Origin of the sequence: Streptomyces sp. NPDC046860 (assembly GCF_040645115.1) — a bacterium.
GTDB lineage: Bacteria > Actinomycetota > Actinomycetes > Streptomycetales > Streptomycetaceae > Streptomyces.
Map to the genome: position 1 here is coordinate 668,292 of NZ_JBEYXQ010000001.1, position 20,392 is coordinate 688,683.

Annotated in this window: 15 protein-coding genes; 11 read left to right on the forward strand and 4 right to left on the reverse strand. The window is 72.1% G+C overall.

The genetic code is table 11. The features are described 5' to 3' along the window. Nucleotides 1-28: 28 nt before the first annotated feature. Entirely contained in the window at nucleotides 29-3,583 is a 3,555-nt protein-coding gene (gene smc, locus ABZ898_RS02975) for a chromosome segregation protein SMC (RefSeq protein ID WP_361652072.1), read from the forward strand. Nucleotides 3,584-3,809: 226 nt separating this feature from the next. Next, nucleotides 3,810-5,228: a sugar porter family MFS transporter gene (locus ABZ898_RS02980; RefSeq protein ID WP_361652074.1), complete on the forward strand. Its 1,419-nt coding sequence runs from the start codon at nucleotides 3,810-3,812 to the stop codon at nucleotides 5,226-5,228. A 125-nt stretch (nucleotides 5,229-5,353) separates the two neighbouring features. On the opposite strand, the gene ABZ898_RS02985 is transcribed toward ABZ898_RS02980, so the two are convergent. Further along, entirely contained in the window at nucleotides 5,354-5,506 is a 153-nt protein-coding gene (locus tag ABZ898_RS02985; protein WP_361652076.1) for a DUF6183 family protein, read from the reverse strand. A 177-nt stretch (nucleotides 5,507-5,683) separates the two neighbouring features. Continuing rightward, entirely contained in the window at nucleotides 5,684-7,141 is a 1,458-nt protein-coding gene (locus tag ABZ898_RS02990; RefSeq protein WP_361652078.1) for a cytosine permease, read from the reverse strand. A 179-nt stretch (nucleotides 7,142-7,320) separates the two neighbouring features. Here ABZ898_RS02990 and ftsY point away from each other — a divergent pair, with 179 nt between their 5' ends. Then, a complete protein-coding gene (gene ftsY / locus ABZ898_RS02995) occupies nucleotides 7,321-8,526 on the forward strand; it encodes a signal recognition particle-docking protein FtsY (RefSeq protein ID WP_361652080.1) in 1,206 nt (401 codons plus the stop codon). A gap of 95 nt (nucleotides 8,527-8,621) precedes the next feature. Here the strand turns inward: ftsY and ABZ898_RS03000 are convergent, their stop codons facing one another. After that, the gene (locus ABZ898_RS03000) at nucleotides 8,622-9,284 is read right to left on the reverse strand and encodes a bifunctional DNA primase/polymerase (protein WP_361652082.1); all 663 of its coding nucleotides are present in this window, start codon (nucleotides 9,282-9,284) and stop codon (nucleotides 8,622-8,624) included. 455 nt (nucleotides 9,285-9,739) lie between these two features. Between ABZ898_RS03000 and ABZ898_RS03005 the strand changes: the two genes are divergently transcribed. From ABZ898_RS03005 to ffh, 5 genes are all read left to right on the forward strand, one after another. Then, nucleotides 9,740-11,218, forward strand: a complete 1,479-nt coding sequence (locus ABZ898_RS03005; protein ID WP_361652084.1) for a hypothetical protein — start codon at nucleotides 9,740-9,742, stop codon at nucleotides 11,216-11,218. Nucleotides 11,219-11,574: 356 nt separating this feature from the next. Then, complete coding sequence (locus tag ABZ898_RS03010) at nucleotides 11,575-12,912, forward strand: ammonium transporter (protein ID WP_361652086.1); 1,338 nt, start codon at nucleotides 11,575-11,577, stop codon at nucleotides 12,910-12,912. Then, a complete protein-coding gene (locus ABZ898_RS03015; RefSeq protein WP_130332690.1) occupies nucleotides 12,909-13,247 on the forward strand; it encodes a P-II family nitrogen regulator in 339 nt (112 codons plus the stop codon). Before ABZ898_RS03010 ends, ABZ898_RS03015 begins: the two co-directional genes overlap by 4 nt. A 26-nt stretch (nucleotides 13,248-13,273) precedes the next feature. Next, nucleotides 13,274-15,748, forward strand: a complete 2,475-nt coding sequence (locus tag ABZ898_RS03020; RefSeq protein WP_361652089.1) for a [protein-PII] uridylyltransferase — start codon at nucleotides 13,274-13,276, stop codon at nucleotides 15,746-15,748. A 111-nt stretch (nucleotides 15,749-15,859) separates the two neighbouring features. Beyond that, nucleotides 15,860-17,410 carry a signal recognition particle protein gene (ffh, locus tag ABZ898_RS03025; protein ID WP_361652091.1) on the forward strand — a complete coding sequence of 517 codons (1,551 nt, stop codon included), beginning with the start codon at nucleotides 15,860-15,862 and terminating at the stop codon, nucleotides 17,408-17,410. Between the two features lie 68 nt (nucleotides 17,411-17,478). Here the strand turns inward: ffh and ABZ898_RS03030 are convergent, their stop codons facing one another. Further along, nucleotides 17,479-18,321: a class I SAM-dependent methyltransferase gene (locus tag ABZ898_RS03030; protein WP_361652093.1), complete on the reverse strand. Its 843-nt coding sequence runs from the start codon at nucleotides 18,319-18,321 to the stop codon at nucleotides 17,479-17,481. A gap of 435 nt (nucleotides 18,322-18,756) precedes the next feature. On the opposite strand from ABZ898_RS03030, the gene ABZ898_RS03035 reads away from it, so the two are divergent. The 3 genes from ABZ898_RS03035 to ABZ898_RS03045 all read left to right on the forward strand — a co-directional run bounded on the left by ABZ898_RS03035 (nucleotide 18,757) and on the right by ABZ898_RS03045 (nucleotide 20,321). Further along, nucleotides 18,757-19,356 (forward strand): hypothetical protein, encoded by a 600-nt coding sequence (locus ABZ898_RS03035; protein WP_361652095.1) that lies wholly within the window; start codon nucleotides 18,757-18,759, stop codon nucleotides 19,354-19,356. Nucleotides 19,357-19,653: 297 nt separating this feature from the next. Continuing rightward, on the forward strand, nucleotides 19,654-20,076 hold the full coding sequence (gene rpsP, locus ABZ898_RS03040; protein WP_361652097.1) for a 30S ribosomal protein S16: 423 nt from the start codon (nucleotides 19,654-19,656) through the stop codon (nucleotides 20,074-20,076). Between the two features lie 5 nt (nucleotides 20,077-20,081). Beyond that, the gene (locus ABZ898_RS03045) at nucleotides 20,082-20,321 is read left to right on the forward strand and encodes an RNA-binding protein (RefSeq protein ID WP_005479813.1); all 240 of its coding nucleotides are present in this window, start codon (nucleotides 20,082-20,084) and stop codon (nucleotides 20,319-20,321) included. The last annotated feature ends 71 nt before the right edge of the window (nucleotides 20,322-20,392 follow it).

A 20,392-nucleotide genomic window follows, 5' to 3' on the forward strand; every position in this document is an offset into this window, starting at 1 on the left:
TACCACCTGCCCGGTAAAGTCCGGCCGCGTGCACCTCAAGGCCCTGACCCTCCGCGGCTTCAAGTCGTTCGCCTCGGCGACCACACTCCGCTTCGAGCCGGGCATCACCTGTGTCGTCGGCCCGAACGGCTCCGGCAAGTCCAACGTCGTGGACGCGCTGAGCTGGGTCATGGGCGAACAGGGCGCCAAGTCGCTGCGCGGCGGCAAGATGGAGGACGTCATCTTCGCCGGCACCACCGGCCGTCCGCCGCTGGGCCGGGCCGAGGTGTCCCTCACCATCGACAACTCCGACCGCGCGCTGCCCATCGAGTACGCCGAGGTCACCATCACGCGGACCATGTTCCGCAACGGCGGCAGCGAGTACCGGATCAACGGCGACGTCTGCCGCCTGCTCGACATCCAGGAACTGCTGTCCGACTCCGGCATCGGCCGCGAGATGCACGTCATCGTCGGTCAGGGCCGGCTGGACTCCGTACTGCACGCCGACCCCATGGGCCGCCGCGCCTTCATCGAGGAGGCCGCGGGCGTCCTCAAGCACCGCAAGCGCAAGGAGAAGGCGCTGCGGAAGCTCGACGCGATGCAGGCCAACCTCGCGCGCGTGCAGGACCTCACCGACGAACTGCGCCGCCAGCTCAAGCCGCTCGGCCGCCAGGCCGCCGTCGCCCGCCGCGCCGCCGTGATCCAGGCCGACCTGCGCGACGCCCGCCTGCGCCTGCTCGCCGACGACCTCGTACGGCTCCGGGAAGCGCTCGGCGCCGAGATCGCCGACGAGGCCGCCCTGAAGGAACGCAAGGACACCGCCGACCGGGAACTGCGCGAGGCCCTGCGGCGCGAGACCCGCCTGGAGGAAGAGGTCCGCGGGCTCTCCCCACGCCTCGGCCGCGCCCAGCAGACCTTCTACGACCTGTCGCAACTGGCCGAACGGGTGCGCGGCACCGTCTCGCTGGCCGAGGCCCGGGTCCGCAGCGCCACCACCGGGCCCCCCGAGGAACGCCACGGCCGCGACCCCGAAGACCTGGAGCGCGAGGCGGCCCGGGTCCGGGAGCAGGAGGCGGAGCTCGAAGCCGCCCTGGACGCCGCCCGCTACGCCCTCGACGACACGGTCACCCACCGCACCGAACTCGAACGCGCGCTCACCGCGGAGGAGCGGCGCCTGAAGGACGTCGCGCGGGCCATCGCCGACCGCCGCGAGGGGCTGGCCCGGCTGTCGGGCAAGGTGGGCGCCGCCCGCTCCCGCGCCGCCTCCGCCCAGGCCGAGATCGACCGGCTGGCCACCGGCCGGGACGAGGCCCAGGAGCGGGCGGTACGGGCGCAGGAGGAGTACGAGGCACTCCAGGCCGAGGTCGACGGGCTCGACGCGGACGACGCCGAGCTCGCCGAGCGGCACGAGAGGGCCAGGCGCCGGCTCGCCGACGCCGAGGCCGCGTCCGGTGCCGCCCGCGACGCGCTCACCGGCGCCGAACGCGAACGCGCCGCCCTCGGCGCCCGCCACGACGCCCTCGCCCTGGGCCTGCGCCGCAAGGACGGCACCGGCACCCTGCTCGACGCCCGCCACCGTCTCACCGGCGTCCTCGGCCCCGCCGCCGATCTCCTGACCGTCACCCCCGGCCACGAGACCGCCCTCGCCACCGCCTTCGGCACGGCGGCCGACGCCCTCGCCGCCTCGACCCCCGCCGCCGCGGCCGAGGCCATCCGTCATCTCCGCAAGGAGGAGGCGGGGCGGGCCGCGCTCATGATCGCGGGCGGGCAGGACGCGGAGAGCCGGGTCGCGGCGGCGCACGGGCACCCCTTCGCCGCCGATCTCGTCCGCGGCCCCGAGGAGCTGATGCCCGCCGTGCGGCGGCTGCTGCGGGGGATCGTCGTCGTGGGCACGCTGGAGGAGGCCGAGACGCTCGTCTACGCGCGGCCCGACCTGATCGCGGTGACCGCTCAGGGGGATCTGCTCGGGGCGCACTTCGCGGAGGGCGGCTCGGCCGGGGCGCCCAGCCTGCTGGAGGTACGGGCCTCCGTGGACGAGGCCGCCGCCGGGCTCGCGGAACTGGCCGTGCGGTGCGAGGAACTGGCGCTGGCCCGGCAGGAGGCGTCCGCGGTACGGGCCGAGGCCGCCGCGCTGGTGGAGGAGGCGGGGGAGCGGCGCCGGGCGGCCGACCGGGAGAAGTCGGCCGTCGCCCAGCGGCTCGGCCGGCTCGCCGGGCAGGCGCGGGGCGCCGCCGGGGAGGCGGAGCGCTCGGCCGCGGCCGCCGCCCGCGCCCAGGAGGCGCTGGAGCGGGCCGTCGCCGAGGCGGAGGAGCTGGCCGCGCGGCTGGCCACCGCCGAGGAGATGCCGGCCGAGGAGGAACCCGACACCGCCGTACGCGACCGGCTCTCCGCCGACGGCGCCAACGCGCGGCAGACCGAGATGGAGGCCCGGCTCCAGGTCCGTACCCACGAGGAGCGGGTCAAGGGGCTCGCCGGGCGGGCCGACTCGCTGGACCGGGCCGCCCGCGCCGAGCGCGAGGCACGCGCGCGTGCGGAGCGGCGGCGGGCCCGGCTGCGCCACGAGGCGGCCGTCGCTTCGGCCGTCGCCGACGGCGCCCGGCAGCTGCTGGCGCACATCGAGGTGTCCCTCGGCCGCTCCCAGCGGGAGCGCGACGCCGCCGAGGCGGCCAAGGCGGTCCGCGAACGGGAGCTGGCCGAGGCCCGTGGCGCGGGGCGCGACCTCAAGGCGGAACTGGACAAGCTGACGGACTCGGTGCACCGCGGCGAGGTGCTGGGCGCGGAGAAGCGGCTGCGGATCGAGCAGCTGGAGGCCAGGGCGCTGGAGGAGTTCGGGGTGGAACCCGAGGGGCTGGTGGCCGAGTACGGTCCGCTCCAGCCGGTGCCGCCCTCGCCCCCGGCCGACGGCGAGGTGCCGCCCGAGGGCGCCGAAGACCCCCGTGACCTGCCGCGTCCTTTCGTCCGCGCGGAGCAGGAGAAGCGGCTCAGGGCGGCCGAGCGGGCCTACCAGCAGCTCGGCAAGGTGAATCCGCTGGCGCTGGAGGAGTTTGCGGCGCTCGAAGAGCGGCACAAGTTCCTCAGCGAGCAGCTGGAGGACCTGAAGAAGACCCGGGCCGATCTGCTCAGGGTGGTGAAGGAGGTCGACGACCGTGTCCAGCAGGTCTTCGCCGAGGCGTTCCGGGACACCGCCCGGGAGTTCGAGGGCGTCTTCGCCCGGCTCTTCCCCGGCGGCGAGGGCCGGCTGGTGCTGACCGACCCGGACGACATGCTGGCCACCGGGGTGGACGTGGAGGCGCGGCCGCCCGGGAAGAAGGTGAAGCGGCTGAGCCTGCTGTCCGGTGGCGAGCGGTCGCTGACGGCCGTGGCCATGCTGGTGTCGATCTTCAAGGCCCGCCCCAGCCCCTTCTATGTCATGGACGAGGTGGAGGCGGCTCTGGACGACACCAATCTCCAGCGGCTGATCGGCATCATGCGTGAGCTGCAGGAGAGTTCGCAGCTCGTCGTGATCACCCACCAGAAGCGCACCATGGAGGTGGCCGACGCATTGTACGGCGTCTCGATGCAGGGTGACGGTGTGTCGAAGGTCATCTCGCAGCGGCTTCGCTAGCCGGCCTTTCAAGATCAAATACGACTGCGTTTACTTCTTGAACAACTTGAGCGTGGGCGTATCTCTTAAGTCACAGTCATCTAGGTATTGACTTCGAAACTTGAAGGCATAGTCTCTGCAACGTTGCTTTTACCTTCAGGTGTAAGTGGCGCCAAGTTGTGCGCCACTGGAACCTGGAAGGGCTCGCCCCCACCCGGCAGCGTTGCCGTGGCCCGAGGAGTTACACGTGACCAGCACAGCGCAGGCACCCCAGCCAGGAGCCGGGACGGCTCATCCCGAACATCTCGGGCACGTCATCTTCATCGCGGCCGCTGCCGCGATGGGCGGCTTCCTGTTCGGCTACGACAGCTCCGTGATCAACGGCGCCGTCGAGGCCATCCGTGACCGTTACGACGTGGGGTCCGCCGTCCTCGCCCAGGTCATCGCCATCGCGCTGATCGGCTGCGCCATCGGTGCCGCCACCGCCGGCCGCATAGCCGACCGGATCGGCCGTATCCGCTGCATGCAGATCGCCGCCGTGCTGTTCACCATCAGCGCCGTCGGTTCCGCGCTGCCCTTCGCGCTGTGGGACCTCGCCTTCTGGCGCATCATCGGCGGTTTCGCCATCGGCATGGCCTCGGTCATCGGCCCGGCCTACATCGCCGAGGTGTCCCCGCCCGCGTACCGCGGCAGGCTCGGCTCCTTCCAGCAGGCCGCGATCGTCATCGGCATCGCCGTCTCGCAGCTGGTCAACTGGGGCCTGCTCAACGCCGCCGGCGGCGACCAGCGCGGCAAGCTGATGGGCCTCGAGGTCTGGCAGGTCATGCTGGGCGTCATGGTGATCCCGGCCGTCCTCTACGGCCTGCTCTCCTTCGCCATCCCCGAGTCCCCGCGCTTCCTGCTCTCCGTCGGCCGCCGCGAGCGCGCCCGCGAGATCCTGGCCGAGGTCGAGGGCAAGGACGTCGACCTCGACGCCCGTGTGAACGAGATCGAGCACGCCATGAAGAGCGAGCACAAGTCCTCGTTCAAGGACCTGCTCGGCGGCAGCTTCTTCTTCAAGCCGATCGTCTGGGTCGGTATCGGCCTCTCGGTCTTCCAGCAGTTCGTCGGCATCAACGTCGCGTTCTACTACTCCTCGACGCTGTGGCAGTCGGTCGGTGTCGACCCGACGGACTCCTTCCTGTACTCCTTCACGACGTCGATCATCAACATCATCGGCACCGTGATCGCCATGATCTTCGTGGACCGGATCGGCCGTAAGCCGCTGGCCCTCATCGGCTCGGTCGGCATGGTCGTCGGTCTCGCGCTGGAGGCCTGGGCGTTCTCGTACCACCTCGTCGACGGCAAGCTCCCCGCCACGCAGGGCTGGGTCGCCCTCGTCGCCGCCCACGTCTTCGTCCTCTTCTTCGCCCTCTCCTGGGGCGTGGTGGTCTGGGTCTTCCTCGGCGAGATGTTCCCGAACCGCATCCGCGCCGCCGCCCTCGGCGTCGCCGCCTCCGCGCAGTGGATCGCCAACTGGGCCATCACCGCGAGCTTCCCGTCGCTGGCCGAGTGGAACCTCTCCGGCACCTACGTGATCTACACGATCTTCGCCGCGCTCTCCATCCCGTTCGTCCTGAAGTTCGTCAAGGAGACGAAGGGCAAGACGCTGGAGGAGATGGGCTAGCCCCCACAAGCCCGAGGAGAAGGGCCAAGTCCCCGCTGCCCCTCTCCTCGCACCTCCACCGCCCCCGCTCCGGCCACTGCCTGGAGCGGGGGCGGTGTGGTTTTGCGGGGGCGTGGAGCCGGGGCTCAGTCAGTGTCGGTCGCGGCCGGCACGGCCAAGTGCCGGCGCCCCGGCGCGAGAGCGGCCACCCCGATGTCCCAGGCCAGGTAGAACCACGTCGTGCCTCGCTCCAGTTCGCCAGGGCCCGTGTCGTCGTCTCCTCCGCCGACGGAACACACGCACCGGCGGAGCCCGTCGGTACGCGGCTCTCCGACGGCCCGGCCGGTGAACGCCGAGGTCAGATTCGCCGCCTCGTGACAGGAGGCCAGCAGCGAGGCCGCGTTGCCGAAGCGTACGCACCCGGTGGCATGCCGAAGGCCCCCTCCGTGGAGGGGGCCTTCAGAGCGTGGCGGGGGTCAGACCGTGGCCGGGGTCTGCTCCTCGGCCGGGGTCTGGGTCGGGGTGGTGGCCGGGCGGGTTACCGGAGGCTTGGGGAGGGCCAGGTACAGGGCGGCGGAGATGACGATCGCCGCGATCCAGCCCAGGCCGTACCGGCCGATGACGTTGTTGGCCGCCAGCGGGCCGGTGAACCAGTCCGAGGTGGTGAAGAGGAGCCCGGAGACCAGGCCGACGGCCCAGGCGGTGACGGCCGCGGGGGAGAAGCCGGCGCGGTACCAGTAGGCGCTGGTGCGGGTGGTGTCGGCCAGGGCGCGGGCGTCGTACTCCTTGCGGCGCAGCATGTCCGCGCCGAAGACGCCCGTCCAGGCGGAGAAGGCCACCGCGAGCATCGACAGGAAGGCGATGAAGGAGCCCATGAAGCTGGACGCCACCAGCATCAGCACACCGCCCAGCGCCAGCGAGATCACGGCGTTGACGGAGACGGCCCAGTGGCGCGGGATGCGGAAGCCGAGCGTCTGCGCGGTGAACCCGGCCGAGTACATCGACATCGAGTTGATCAGCAGCATGCCGATCACCGCGATCAGCAGATACGGCACGGTGATCCACAGCGGCAGGATCTTGCCGAGGAAGGAGACCGGGTCGGAGGCCGAGGCCAGGTCCGGGGTGCCCACCGCCATCACCGCGCCCATCAGCACCAGCGGCAGAACGACGATGCCCGCCCCGCCGACGGTGTGCCCGACGACCGCCCTGGAGGAGGCCGTACGCGGCAGGTAGCGCGTGAAGTCCGGCGCGGACGGAATCCAGCTCACGCCGCCCGCGGCGATCATGCCGACCGCGGTGATGAGCGAGGCCGTCGACCCGGCGCCCCCGTGCAGCACGCGCGACCACTCGGTGTGCACGGCCAGGTACCCCAGCACCAGGACCGAGAAGACACCGAAGAGGTAGGCCGCGTACTTGCTGCACTTCTGCACGGCGTTGATGCCGAGCCCGGAGATCGCGAACGTGGCGATCACGAAGAGCAGCAGCGTGACCATGTCCAGCACGCCGTTCGCCTTGATGCCCAGACCGAGGTCGAGGATGGTGAGCAGCGCGTACGCGCCGGTCACGGCGTTGATCGTCTCCCAGCCCCAGCGCGCGACCCAGATCAGCGAACCGGGCAGCAGGTTGCCGCGCTGGCCGAACACCGCGCGCGACAGCGCCATGCCGGGCGCGGCGCCCCGCTTGCCCGCGATGCCGATCAGACCGACCAGGCCGTAGGAGACGAGGGGCGCGACGGCCGCCACGACGAGGGCCTGCCAGAAGTTCAGGTGGTACGCCACGACCAGGCTCGCGCCCATCGTGAGCAGCAGGACACTGATGTTGGCCCCCACCCAGGTGGGGAAGAGCCCGCGGGTCCGCGCGGTGCGCTCGTGATCGGGGACCGGCTCGATGCCACGGGTTTCCAGCGCGCCCTCGCGCGCGGCCGTCTTGCTCATGAAAGGGGAGTGTCCTAGCGGTGGGGGACGAGGACGACGGCTCTACGCGCGGAGCGGAGCCAAGAGTCATCGTAGTTTAAGCCGACTGCACGGCCCCTGTGGCATTTGTCTCTTGGAGGAAATGCCAGGCGCGCGGAAGCCCTTTCGTCGGATACCCCATGGCTGATACTGGACGGGTTATGGAAACCATCATCCTTGCTGTAGTCATCGCCGTGGTCGTGCTCGGCGCGCTCGGCGGGCTCCTCATCGCCGGCAGGCGCAAGAAGCCGCTGCCGCCGCCCCCGCCGTCGACGCCCGACCTGACCGCGCCTCCGGCCGAACCCCACGTCGGAGACGAGGCCGAGACCCCGCGCGACGAAGAACGCCGGACCATCGAGGAGGTGGACCTGCCGGGCGGCGGCGCCCCCACCACCGTCGAGGAGCCCCCCGCCGCCGAAGCGGCTCCCGAGATCGAGATCCCGGAGCCCAGCGCCGGACGGCTGATCCGGCTGCGCGCCCGCCTCTCCCGCTCGCAGAACGCCCTCGGCAAGGGCCTGCTCACGCTGCTGTCGCGCGAGCACCTGGACGAGGACACCTGGGAGGAGATCGAGGACACCCTCCTCACCGCCGACGTCGGCGTCCAGCCCACCCAGGAACTGGTCGAGCGGCTGCGCGAGCGCGTCAAGGTGCTCGGCACCCGCACCCCCGAGGAACTGCGCGGCCTGCTCCGCGAGGAGCTGCTGAAGCTCGTCGGCACCGACATGGACCGCGAGGTCAGGACCGAGCCCGAGAGCCGCAAGCCCGGCATCGTGATGGTCGTCGGCGTCAACGGCACCGGCAAGACCACCACCACCGGCAAGCTCGCCCGTGTCCTGGTCGCCGACGGCCGCACCGTCGTGCTCGGCGCCGCCGACACCTTCCGCGCCGCCGCCGCCGACCAGCTCCAGACCTGGGGCGAGCGCGTCGGCGCCCACACCGTGCGCGGCCCGGAGGCCGGCGACCCCGCCTCCGTCGCCTTCGACTCGGTGAAGGAGGGCAAGGAGATGGGCGTCGACGTGGTGCTCATCGACACCGCCGGCCGCCTGCACACCAAGACCGGCCTCATGGACGAGCTGGGCAAGGTCAAGCGCGTCGTGGAGAAGCACGCCCCGCTGGACGAGGTCCTCCTCGTGCTCGACGCCACCACCGGCCAGAACGGCCTGGTGCAGGCCCGCGTCTTCTCCGAGGTCGTGGACATCACCGGCATCGTGCTCACCAAGCTCGACGGCACCGCCAAGGGCGGCATCGTCATCGCCGTGCAGAACGAGCTGGGCGTCCCGGTCAAGCTCATCGGCCTCGGTGAGGGCCCCGACGACCTCGCGCCGTTCGACCCGGAGGCGTTCGTCGACGCGCTCCTCGGTGACTGACCCCCGTCACCCCGACCGCGAGCACACCGAAGCGCCCGCCCCCGCGAGACACCGGGGGACGGGCGCTTCGCCGTGAGAGCGGGCGGCCGTGCGCGCTACGCCGGGGCGGCGGAGCGGTGGGCCACGTAGGCCAGCGTCCCCAGCAGCAGCCGGGCCGCGGGCGGACGCGCCGCCCCGTCCAGCACCGGCGGGCGCAGCCAGCGCACCGGGCCGAGGCCGCCCCGGTCCGAGGGCGGGGCGGTGATGTGCGTACCCGGGCCGAGGCCGCGCAGATCCAGCGCGGAGGGGTCGTCCCAGCCCATGCGGTACAGCAGGCGGGGCAGCTCGGCGGCGGTGCCGGGGGCGACCAGGAAGTGCGCGCGGCCCTCCGGGGTCGCGGTGACCGGGCCGAGGGGAAGCCCCATCCGCTCCAGCCGCGCCAGCGCCCGCCGTCCGGCCGCCTCCGCCACCTCGATCACGTCGAAGGCCCGGCCCACCGGCAGCATCACGGACGCGCCCGGCACCTCGGCCCACGCCCGGCTCGCCTCGTGCAGCGTGGAGCCGGCGGGCACCGCGGGGGCGAAGTCCAGCGGATGCGCGCCCGGCTCCGGGCACCCGGCGTGCCCGCACGAGCAGACGCCGCCCGTGGCGCGTGCCCCCGGCACCACGTCCCAGCCCCACAGCCCGGTGAACTCGGCGGCCGTGGTGCACTCCCGTGCGCGGCCGCGCCGACGAGTGCCGGAGCGGATCTCCCGGATGCCGCCGATCGTGAAACCCATGCCCCCTCCAACGGGTCCAGCGCGCCGGTGGTTACGAAACGGAGCGGGAGGAATGCGGAAAGTGACTCCCCGACTCCCGCTTTCCCACGTCCCGGTCGGGACAAGGCGGCGCATCGCGGCACGAAAGGTGGTGTACGGGGCTCCACGCGCCCCCACGCGCTTCCTGCCGCCCACTGCCGATCGCCCGGTGTCAAGTGAATCGCGCGGCGGTCATCGTGAGTTCATTCGAAGGGGTGGCGAATGGTGGCGTTTCAAGGATCGCCGTGGCTGGAAGGGTGATCGTGGGATTACTGTGAGTGTGCGAGTCCCGGGGGCACATGCACTCATGGGTATGCCGGAGGCAAGCCGTCAGCTCGTTCGAAGGGTGAGAACCGTCGGACGGGCGGCCCGGTCCACCGGCATTCTGATAGGGCTTGGCGCATCGGCGACAGGTGTTTCGGAATGGGGGCGTTCCAGTGGGCGGCAACGGCGGTGGCGGTACGAACGCTGACAAGCGCCCCAACGACCTGCTCGGCTCGTGGTTCGTGCGCAGCGGCTGGTCCAAGGGGGAGCTGGCCCGCCAGGTGAACCGCCGGGCCCGCCAGCTCGGCGCCAACCACATCTCCACCGACACCTCCCGGGTCCGCCGCTGGCTGGACGGGGAGAACCCGCGCGAGCCCATCCCGCGCATCCTCTCCGAGCTGTTCTCCGAGCGGTTCGGCTGCGTCGTCTCCATCGAGGACCTCGGCCTGCGCGTCGCCCGCCAGTCACCCTCCGCGTCCGGCGTCGACCTGCCCTGGACCGGCCCGCAGACCGTCGCGCTGCTCAGCGAGTTCTCGCGCAGCGACCTGATGCTCGCCCGGCGCGGCTTCCTCGGCACCTCCCTCGGCCTCTCGGCGGGCCCCGCGCTGATCGAGCCCATGCAGCGCTGGCTGGTCCCCGCCCCCGCCGGCCCGGTCCCGCCCGAGCCCGAGCCGGTCCACGAACCCCGCAGGCCCGGCCGCCTCTCCCGCCCCGAGCTGGAGCTGCTGGAGTCCACCACCAAGATGTTCCGCCAGTGGGACGCCCAGTGCGGCGGGGGACTGCGCCGGAAAGCCGTCGTCGGCCAGCTCCACGAGGTCACCGACCTCCTCCAGGAACCGCAGCCCGAGGCCACCACCCGCAAACTCTTCAAGGTCGCCGCCGAACTCGCCGAACTGGCCGGCTGGATGTCGTACGACGTGGGCCTGCAGCCCACCGCGCAGAAGTACTTCGTCCTTGCCCTGCACGCCGCCAAGGAAGCCGGGGACAAACCGCTCGGCTCCTACGTGCTCTCCAGCATGAGCCGCCAGATGATCCACCTCGGCCGCCCCGACGACGCCCTCGAACTGATCCACCTCGCGCAGTACGGCAGCCGGGACTGCGCCAGTCCGCGCACCCAGTCCATGCTGTATGCGATGGAGGCCCGCGCCTACGCCAACATGGGCCAGCCCGGCAAGTGCAAGCGCGCCGTCCGCATGGCCGAGGACACCTTCGCCGACGCCGACGACTGGGACGATCCGGACCCCGACTGGATCCGCTTCTTCTCCGAGGCCGAGCTGCACGGCGAGAACTCCCACTCCTTCCGCGACCTCGCCTACGTGGCCGGCCGCAGCCCCACCTACGCCTCGCTCGCCGAGCCGCTGATGGAGCGCGCCGTGGAGCTGTTCGCCAAGGACGGCGAACACCAGCGGTCCTACGCGCTCAACCTGATCGGCATGGCCACCGTCCATCTCCTCCAGCGCGAACCCGAGCGCGGCAGCGACTACGCCTCACGCGCCATGGAGACCGCCCGCAAGGTCCGCTCGGAGCGGGTCAACACCCGTATCCGCAAGACGGTCGGCACGGCCGCGCGGGACTTCGGGGACCTCGCCGCCGTCATCGACCTCACCGAACAGCTCGCCGTCGACCTCCCGGAGAGCGCCGAGGCGGGCTGACCCGCCCGGCTCCACCTGCCCCGGCCGCGGCCGGTCCTCCCGAACTGCCCGACTCGGCTCCCCCATGCCAGGTCATCGAGAGGCCGCCGCGGCCGGTTTCCGTACGCCCCCGCCCGCCTGTCGCTACGGCGGCTCCGGCGCCGGTTGCGCCACGATAACGATCGTCGTGCCCGCCAGCGGGCAGTTCATGGACGCGTAACACGCCAGGTGCCTTCGTCACCCCCGCGAAACAGCCAGGGGCTCCGGTCGAAACGGCGCTGCGTCAGTCTCATGGCGCATAACCGGCCCACCCCTCACTTGACCGGACCGCCCAGGCACCGCCCGCACGGGGCCGTACAACCGATGAGGAGACGCCGATGGCAGCAGCCATCACGCTTGCCGCGGAGGCACCGAAACTGTCCTCCGCGAACACAGGCTTCATGCTGATCTGTTCCGCCCTGGTGCTGCTCATGACGCCGGGTCTGGCCTTCTTCTACGGAGGCATGGTCCGCGTCAAGAGCACCCTCAACATGCTGATGATGAGCTTCATCAGCATCGGCATCGTCACCCTCCTCTGGGTGCTCTACGGGTTCTCCCTGGCCTTCGGGTCGGGCTCCAGCTTCATCGGATGGAACGCCGACTGGCTCGGACTGAGCGACATCGGGCTGACGGAACTCTGGCCGGACTACACCATCCCGGTGTTCGTCTTCATGGTCTTCCAGATGATGTTCGCCATCATCACCCCCGCACTCATCAGCGGAGCCCTCGCCGACCGGGTGAAGTTCTCGGCCTGGGCCCTGTTCGTCGCCCTGTGGGCCACGGTCGTCTACATCCCGGTCGCCCACTGGGTCTGGGCCTCCGACGGCTGGGCCTTCAAACTCGGCGTGATCGACTTCGCGGGCGGCACCGCCGTCCACATCAACGCCGGTGCCGCCGCCCTCGGCGTCATCCTGGTCATCGGCAAGCGCGTCGGCTTCAAGAAGGACCCGATGCGCCCGCACAGCCTGCCGCTGGTCATGCTCGGCGCCGGACTGCTCTGGTTCGGCTGGTTCGGCTTCAACGCCGGTTCCTGGCTGGGCAACGACGACGGCGTGGGCGCCCTGATGTTCGTCAACACCCAGGTCGCCACCGCCGCCGCCATGCTGGCCTGGCTCGCCTACGAGAAGATCCGCCACGGCGCCTGCACCACCCTCGGTGCCGCCTCCGGCGCCGTCGCCGGACTCGTCGCCATCACCCCGTCCGGCGGCGCCGTCTCCCCGCTCGGCGCGATCGCCGTCGGCGTCATCGCCGGTGTCGCCTGCGCCGCGGCCGTCGGCCTGAAGTTCAAGTTCGGCTACGACGACTCCCTCGACGTCGTCGGCGTCCACATGGTCGGCGGCATCGTCGGCTCCCTGCTCATCGGCTTCTTCGCCACCGGCAAGGGCCAGTCCGACGCGGCCGGCGTCTTCTACGGCGACCACACCTTCGACCAGCTCTGGAAGCAGTGCGCCGGCGTCTTCGCCGTCCTCGCCTACTCCCTGCTGGCCTCCGCCGTCCTCGCCTTCCTCCTCGACAAGACCATCGGCATGCGGGTCCCCGAGGACGAGGAGATCTCCGGCATCGACCAGTCCCAGCACGCCGAGACCGCCTACGACTTCAGTGGCACCGGCGGCGGGGTCGTCGGCGGCACGGCCCAGGCGCTCGCCGCCGCGAAGAACAAGAAGGTGGACGCATGAGGCTCATCACGGCGGTCGTCAAGCCGCACCGGCTCGACGAGATCAAGGAAGCCCTCCAGGCGTTCGGCGTCCACGGCCTCACCGTCACCGAGGCCAGCGGCTACGGCCGCCAGCGCGGGCACACCGAGGTCTACCGGGGCGCCGAGTACACCGTCGACCTCGTCCCCAAGATCCGCATCGAGGTGCTCGCCGAGGACGAGGACGCCGAGCAGCTGATCGACGTCGTCGTCAAGGCCGCCCGCACCGGGAAGATCGGGGACGGAAAGGTCTGGTCCCTGCCCGTCGAGACCGCCGTCCGCGTCCGCACCGGCGAGCGCGGCCCGGACGCGCTCTGACACGAAGGAAAGACAGGAGTCGCTGGGTGAGCCGTACGGATGACCGGAAACAGAACGAAGACACGGGACCCAGCGGCTACGCGGCGGCCCGGCTGCGCCTCCTCGGTGAGGAGGCGCGGTCCGGGCCGCCGCGCCGTGCGGCCCTCGCCGGACTCACCGACGACTGGCTCACCGGCCTCTTCGACGCCGCCGCACCCGCCGCCAAGGGCATCTCCCTGGTCGCCGTCGGCGGCTACGGCCGCGGCGAACTCTCCCCGCGCAGCGACCTCGACCTGCTGCTCCTGCACGACGGCAGCGACCCCGCCGCCGTCGCCGCCCTCGCCGACCGGCTCTGGTACCCCGTCTGGGACCTCGGCATCAGCCTCGACCACTCCGTACGCACCCCCGCCGAGGCCCGCGCGACCGCGGGCGAGGACCTGAAGGTGCAGCTCGGTCTCCTCGACGCCCGCCACCTCACCGGCGACCTCGGCCTCACCGCCGGACTGCGCACGGCGATCCTCGCCGACTGGCGCAACCAGGCGCCCAAACGCCTGCCCGAACTCCGGGAACTCTGCGCCGAGCGCGCCGAACGCCACGGCGAACTCCGCTTCCTCCTCGAACCCGACCTGAAAGAGGCCCGGGGCGGACTGCGCGACGCCACCGCACTGCGCGCCGTCGCCGCCTCCTGGCTCGCCGACGCCCCCCGCGAGGGCCTCGCCGACGCCCGGCGCCGCCTCCTCGACGCCCGCGACGCCCTCCACCTCGTCACCGGCCGCGCCACCGACCGCCTCGCCCTCCAGGAACAGGACCAGGTCGCCGCCGGACTCGGCCTCCTCGACGCCGACACCCTGCTCCGCCAGGTCTACGAGGCCGCCCGCGTGATCTCGTACGCCGGCGACGTCACCTGGCGCGAGGTCGGCCGCGTGCTGCGCGCCCGCGCCGTACGGCCCCGCCTGCGCGCCATGCTCGGCGGCGGCAAGCCGGTCGCCGAACGCACCCCCCTCGCCGAAGGCGTCGTGGAACAGGACGGCGAGGCCGTCCTCGCCCGCACCGCCCGCCCCGAACGCGACCCCGTGCTGCCCCTGCGCGCCGCGGCCGCCGCCGCCCAGGCCGCCCTGCCGCTCTCCCCGCACGCCGTGCGGCGCATGGCCGCCACCGCCCGCCCGCTGCCCACCCCCTGGCCCGCCGAGGCCCGCGAACAGCTCATCACCCTGCTCGGCTCCGGCCGACCCACCGTCGACGTATGGGAGGCGCTGGAGGCAGAGGGCCTGATCACCCGGCTGCTGCCTGACTGGGAACGCGTCCGCTGCCGCCCGCAGCGCAACGCCGTGCACCTGTGGACCGTCGACCGGCACCTCATCGAGACCGCCGTCCGCGCCTCCGCCCTCACCCGCGGCGTCAGCCGCCCCGACCTCCTCCTCGTCGCCGCCCTCCTGCACGACATCGGCAAGGGCTGGCCGGGCGACCACTCCGTGGCCGGGGAGATCATCGCCAAGGACGTCGCCGCCCGGCTCGGCTTCGACCGCGCCGACGTCGCCGTGCTCGCCGCCCTCGTCCGGCACCACCTGCTCCTCGTCGAGACCGCCACCCGCCGCGACCTCGACGACCCCGCCACCGTCCGCGCCGTCGCCGACGCCGTCGGCAGCCAGTCCACCCTGGAACTCCTGCACGCCCTCACCGAGGCCGACGCCCTCGCCACCGGCCCCGCCGCCTGGTCCGCCTGGCGCGGCTCCCTCGTCGCCGACCTCGTCCGCCGCGTCTCCGCGCTCCTCGCGGGCGAACACCCGGGCACCGAACCCGAGACCGCCGCCCCCACCGCCGAACAGGAACGCCTCGCCGTCGAGGCCCACCGCACCGGCGGCCCCGTCCTCGCCCTGCGCGCCCAGCCCGAACCCGCCCCGCCGGACGACTCCGCCGAGACGGACGACCCCGCCGATACGGGCGAACCGCTCGGCGTCGAGCTGCTCATCGCCGTACCCGACCAGCCCGGCGTCCTGCCCGCCCTCGCCGGCGTCCTCGCCCTGCACCGGCTCACCGTCCGCACGGGCGGACTGCGCACGCTGCGACTGCCCGACGACGTGGACGACGACGGCTGCGTCCTGCTGCTGGACTGGCGCGTCGCCGCCGAGTACGGCTCACTCCCGCAGGCCGCCAGGCTCCGCGCCGACCTCGTCCGCGCCCTCGAAGGCTCCCTGGACATCACCTCCCGCCTCGCCGAGCGCGACGCCGCCTACCCCCGTCGCCGGGGCCGCGCGGCCCCGCCCCCGCGCGTCACGGTCGCCCCGGCCGCCTCCCGCCACGCCACGGTCATCGAAGTCCGCGCCCAGGACGCCCCGGGCCTCCTCTTCCGCATCGGCACGGCCCTGGAGAAGGCGGCGGTACGGGTGAGGAGCATGCACGTCAGCACGCTGGGCGCGAACGCGGTGGACGCCTTCTACGTCACGAGCGGTACCGGCGCACCCCTGCCCGCGCCGGACGCGGCGGCCACGGCACGCGCGCTGGAGGAGGCACTGCGCGCCTGACGCGGCGATTCCCCGCCCGCCGAGTGCGACGGGCGGGAACGAATCGCTTGCGGGGCCGGATACCCTGGAGGGCAGCCCAAAACGACTCCGACCCCGAGGACCGACGCCGCCGTGTTCGATACTCTCTCCGACCGCCTGTCAGCGACTTTCAAGTCTCTCCGGGGCAAGGGTCTGCTGACCGAGGCGGACGTCGACGCCACGGCACGCGAGATCCGCATCGCGCTCCTCGAAGCGGACGTGGCCCTGCCTGTCGTCCGGTCGTTCATCAAGAACGTCAAGGAGCGCGCCCTCGGCGCCGAGGTCTCCCGGGCGCTGAACCCCGCCCAGCAGGTCCTCAAGGTCGTCAACGAAGAGCTGGTGACGATCCTGGGCGGCGAGACCCGCCGCCTCCGCTTCGCCAAGCAGCCGCCGACCGTGATCATGCTGGCCGGTCTCCAGGGTGCCGGTAAGACCACGCTCGCGGGCAAGCTCGGCCGCTGGCTGAAGGAGCAGGGCCACTCCCCGCTGCTCGTCGCCTGCGACCTCCAGCGCCCCAACGCCGTCAACCAGCTCAGCGTGGTCGCCGAGCGCGCCGGCGTCGCGGTCTACGCCCCCGAGCCGGGCAACGGCGTCGGCGACCCGGTCAAGGTCGCCAAGGACTCCATCGAGTTCGCCAAGTCCAAGGTCCACGACATCGTGATCGTGGACACCGCCGGCCGCCTGGGCATCGACCAGGAGATGATGCGGCAGGCCGCGGACATCCGCGACGCCGTCTCCCCGGACGAGATCCTCTTCGTCGTCGACGCCATGATCGGCCAGGACGCGGTCAACACCGCCGAGGCGTTCCGCGACGGCGTCGGCTTCGACGGCGTGGTGCTCTCCAAGCTCGACGGCGACGCCCGCGGTGGTGCCGCCCTGTCGATCCGGCAGATCACCGGCAAGCCGATCATGTTCGCCTCCAACGGCGAGAAGCTGGACGAGTTCGACGCGTTCCACCCCGACCGGATGGCCTCCCGCATCCTCGACATGGGTGACCTGCTCACCCTGATCGAGCAGGCGGAGAAGACGTTCAGTCAGGAAGAGGCCGAGAAGATGGCCTCGAAGCTGGCGTCGAAGAAGGGCCAGGACTTCACCCTGGACGACTTCCTGTCCCAGATGGAGCAGGTCAGGAAGATGGGCAGCATCAGCAAGCTGCTCGGCATGCTCCCGGGCATGGGCCAGATCAAGGACCAGATCAACAACATCGACGAGCGGGACGTGGACCGCACGGCCGCCATCATCAAGTCGATGACCCCGGCCGAGCGCACCGACCCGAACATCATCAACGGCTCCCGCCGCGCCCGTATCGCCAAGGGTTCCGGCGTCGAGGTCAGCGCGGTCAAGGGCCTGGTGGAGCGGTTCTTCGAGGCGCGCAAGATGATGTCCCGCATGGCCCAGGGCGGCGGGATGCCGGGCATGCCGGGGATGCCGGGCATGGGCGGCGGCCCCGGCCGCACCAAGAAGCAGCCCAAGAAGGCCAAGGGCAAGCAGCGTTCGGGCAACCCGATGAAGCGCCAGCAGCAGGAGCTGGAGGAGGCCCAGCGCCGCGAGGCCGCGGCCCAGGGCGGCAACGCGCTCGGTCTGCCCCAGCAGGGCGGCAAGGACTTCGAGCTGCCGGACGAGTTCAAGAAGTTCATGGGCTGAACAGGCCCGTACGTGCCGAGGGCGCCCCTTCTTCGTGAGGGGGCGCCCTCGGCACGTACGGGATGCCCCTAGGGCACGCGGGCTATCAGGTAGCGGAAGACGTTCGGCATCCACACCGTCCCGTCCGGGCGGCGGTAGGGGTGCAGGGACTCGGTCAGCTCCTTGCCGACCTGCTTGCGGTCGGTCGCCGCGATCGCCGTGTCGAACAGCCCGGTCGACACCAGTCCGCGTACCGCGCTGTCGGCGTCGGCGTACCCGAACGGGCAGGCCACCCGGCCGGAGCCGTCCGGCTTCAGGCCGGCGCGCCGGGCGACCTCCTCCAGGTCGTCCCGCCGGGCCGGGCGCCAGGTGCGGGCGCCGCGCAGCGGTTCGGCCAGCTTGGCGGCCACGCGCAGCACGGTGGAGGTGGCGCACCGTTCGGGCGGCCCCCAGCCGGCCAGCACCACGGCGGCCCCGCGCGCGGCCATCGGCAGCGCGGCGGCGAGGGTGTCGTCGAGTCCGTCGTGGTCGCCGAGACCGCCGATCGTCTCGTAGGCGGTCACCAGGTTGTACGGGGGATCGTCGGCCCCGGCCGCGTCGGCGGGGGAGTCCGCCTGGACGAGGCGGGCGTCGTGGGGGCCGTCCGGCCGCAGGCGGTCGCGGGCCAGGGCGAGGTGTGCGGCCCGGGAGTCGACGCCGGTGACGGCCGCGCCCTTGGCGGCCGCCAGCAGCAGGGCGAGCCCGGAGCCGCAGCCGAGGCCCAGCAGGCGGGTGCCCGGTCCCACTTCGAGGCGCTCGTGGACGGTCTCGTGGAGCGGGACGAGCATCCGCTCCTGGATCTCCGACCAGTCGCGCGCGCGTTTGCGGGGGTTCACGCGGGGTGGTGCGGAACCCGCGTGGGCCAGGTGCTCCCGCACGAGCGTTGGTGTCATAGGTGGTGCCCCCATCCGCCGGCTGTCCGTCTCTGTGCACGGTGTGTGGCCCCCGTGTGCCTGTGCGTGCGCACTTTCCACGTATGCCAGGTAACTCCCGGCTCGGCGAGTCGTCCAGTGGTCGTGGGGCCCGGCTTGCCACCGGATGGCGCGTGTGGCTCGAATTCACGCCCCCGCAACCCGGGGAGCACCACCGGGTGCGGGAGCGCCGCGGGGCACCCGGTAACGTGCGGGACCGGCGGCCGTGGTGGGCGTGCGCCCGCCGGGAACCGTACGGTCGGCTACGCACCGGCTTGGGGGGAGCTGTGAGGCTTCTCCGTGAAACGGCGGACCCGCCCTCGTCAGGACGCATCGGCGGCAACTGACGGGTAGGTGCAAATTATTTGAGATGCCCCGGAATAGGAACACAGCGGCACCCCCGCTCGTTGTCATTACGTGAGCACGACACAGACACCACCTGTCCTCGCCGCGGAGCTGGCGCAGGCGTGGGCCGACATTCAGCGGTACCACCCCGAGCTGCCGGACCTCGCCGCGCCGGAATCCCTGATCGGGGAGTCGTCGTCCGCGTGCGGACATGAACTCTCCTTCGAGCGGCTGCTGCACGAAGCGGTGCACGGCATCGCCGCGTCCCGAGGGGTGCGCGACACCTCCCGGGCGGGCCGCTACCACAACCGCCGCTTCCTGGCCGTCGCCGAGGAACTGGGCCTGGACCACCCCGAGGAGCCGCATCCCAGCAGCGGCTTCTCGCTGGTCACGCTCAACCCCGAGGCCAAGCGGCGCTACCGTCCGACCATCGACCGCCTCCAGCGCGCGCTGAAGGCCCACACGGTGGCCACCTCCTCCGACACCTCGCGCACCTTCCGGGGTCCGGCGGCGCGGCACGGCTCCTCCGGGGGCGGCGTCCGCGTCAAGGCCGTCTGCGACTGCGGCCGCAACGTCCGGGTGGTCCCCTCGGTCCTGGCGCAGGCGCCGATCATGTGCGGCGGCTGCGGCAAGCCGTTCCGCATCCCGGAAGCGGTGGCCGCGGCGAGCTAGTGGTACGGCTGCTCGTGGCAGCCGTACCACCGCGCGCACGGCCTCGACGCCCCGCGGTGCGGTCCGCACCCGACGCGCCATGTCCCGGCGCCGGGTGCGCCGTCGGCGTGCCCGGACGCCCTCGGGCCCCCGGCCGAAGGGCCCCTACGGGTGTGGCACAATGGCTAGCTGTACTCGACAGTCGCACAGGACCCCTCTCTCCTCCGGCTGACGCGTCCATCGGGCACTCGGGTACCGCAACCCCACGCGGCAGATCCCGCCGTGCCCAACACGTCAAAACCAGGAGAAGTCACTCCAGTGGCAGTCAAGATCAAGCTGAAGCGTCTGGGCAAGATCCGTTCGCCTCACTACCGCATCGTCGTCGCCGACTCCCGTACCCGCCGTGACGGCCGGGCCATCGAGGAGATCGGCAAGTACCACCCGACGTACAACCCCTCGGTCATGGAGGTGGACGCCGACCGCGTCGCCTACTGGCTGAGTGTCGGTGCGCAGCCGACCGAGCCCGTGCTCGCCATTCTGAAGAAGACCGGCGACTGGCAGAAGTTCAAGGGCGAGCCGGCCCCCGCGCCGCTCCTCGTGGCCGCGCCGAAGGCCGAGCGTCCGTCGTTCGAGGGCCTCGGCTCCGACGACGACAACAAGGGTGAGGCCATCACCCAGAAGAAGAAGGCTGAGAAGAAGGACGAGGCGGCCGCTGAGTCCGCCGAGTCGACCGAGGCCTGAGCAGCATGCTCGAAGAGGCGCTTGAGCACCTCGTGAAGGGCATCGTCGACAACCCCGACGATGTGCAGGTCGCCTCGCGCGACCTGCGCCGCGGGCGCGTGCTGGAGGTCCGGGTCCACCCCGACGACCTCGGCAAGGTGATCGGCCGCAACGGCCGCACCGCGCGCGCTCTGCGTACCGTCGTGGGCGCCATCGGCGGCCGCGGTGTCCGGGTCGACCTCGTCGACGTGGACCACGTCCGCTGACGCTTCATAGCAACCGGCTCGGGCCGGGGAGGGCCACTGGGCCGTCCCCGGCCCGCAGTCGTATGACAGGA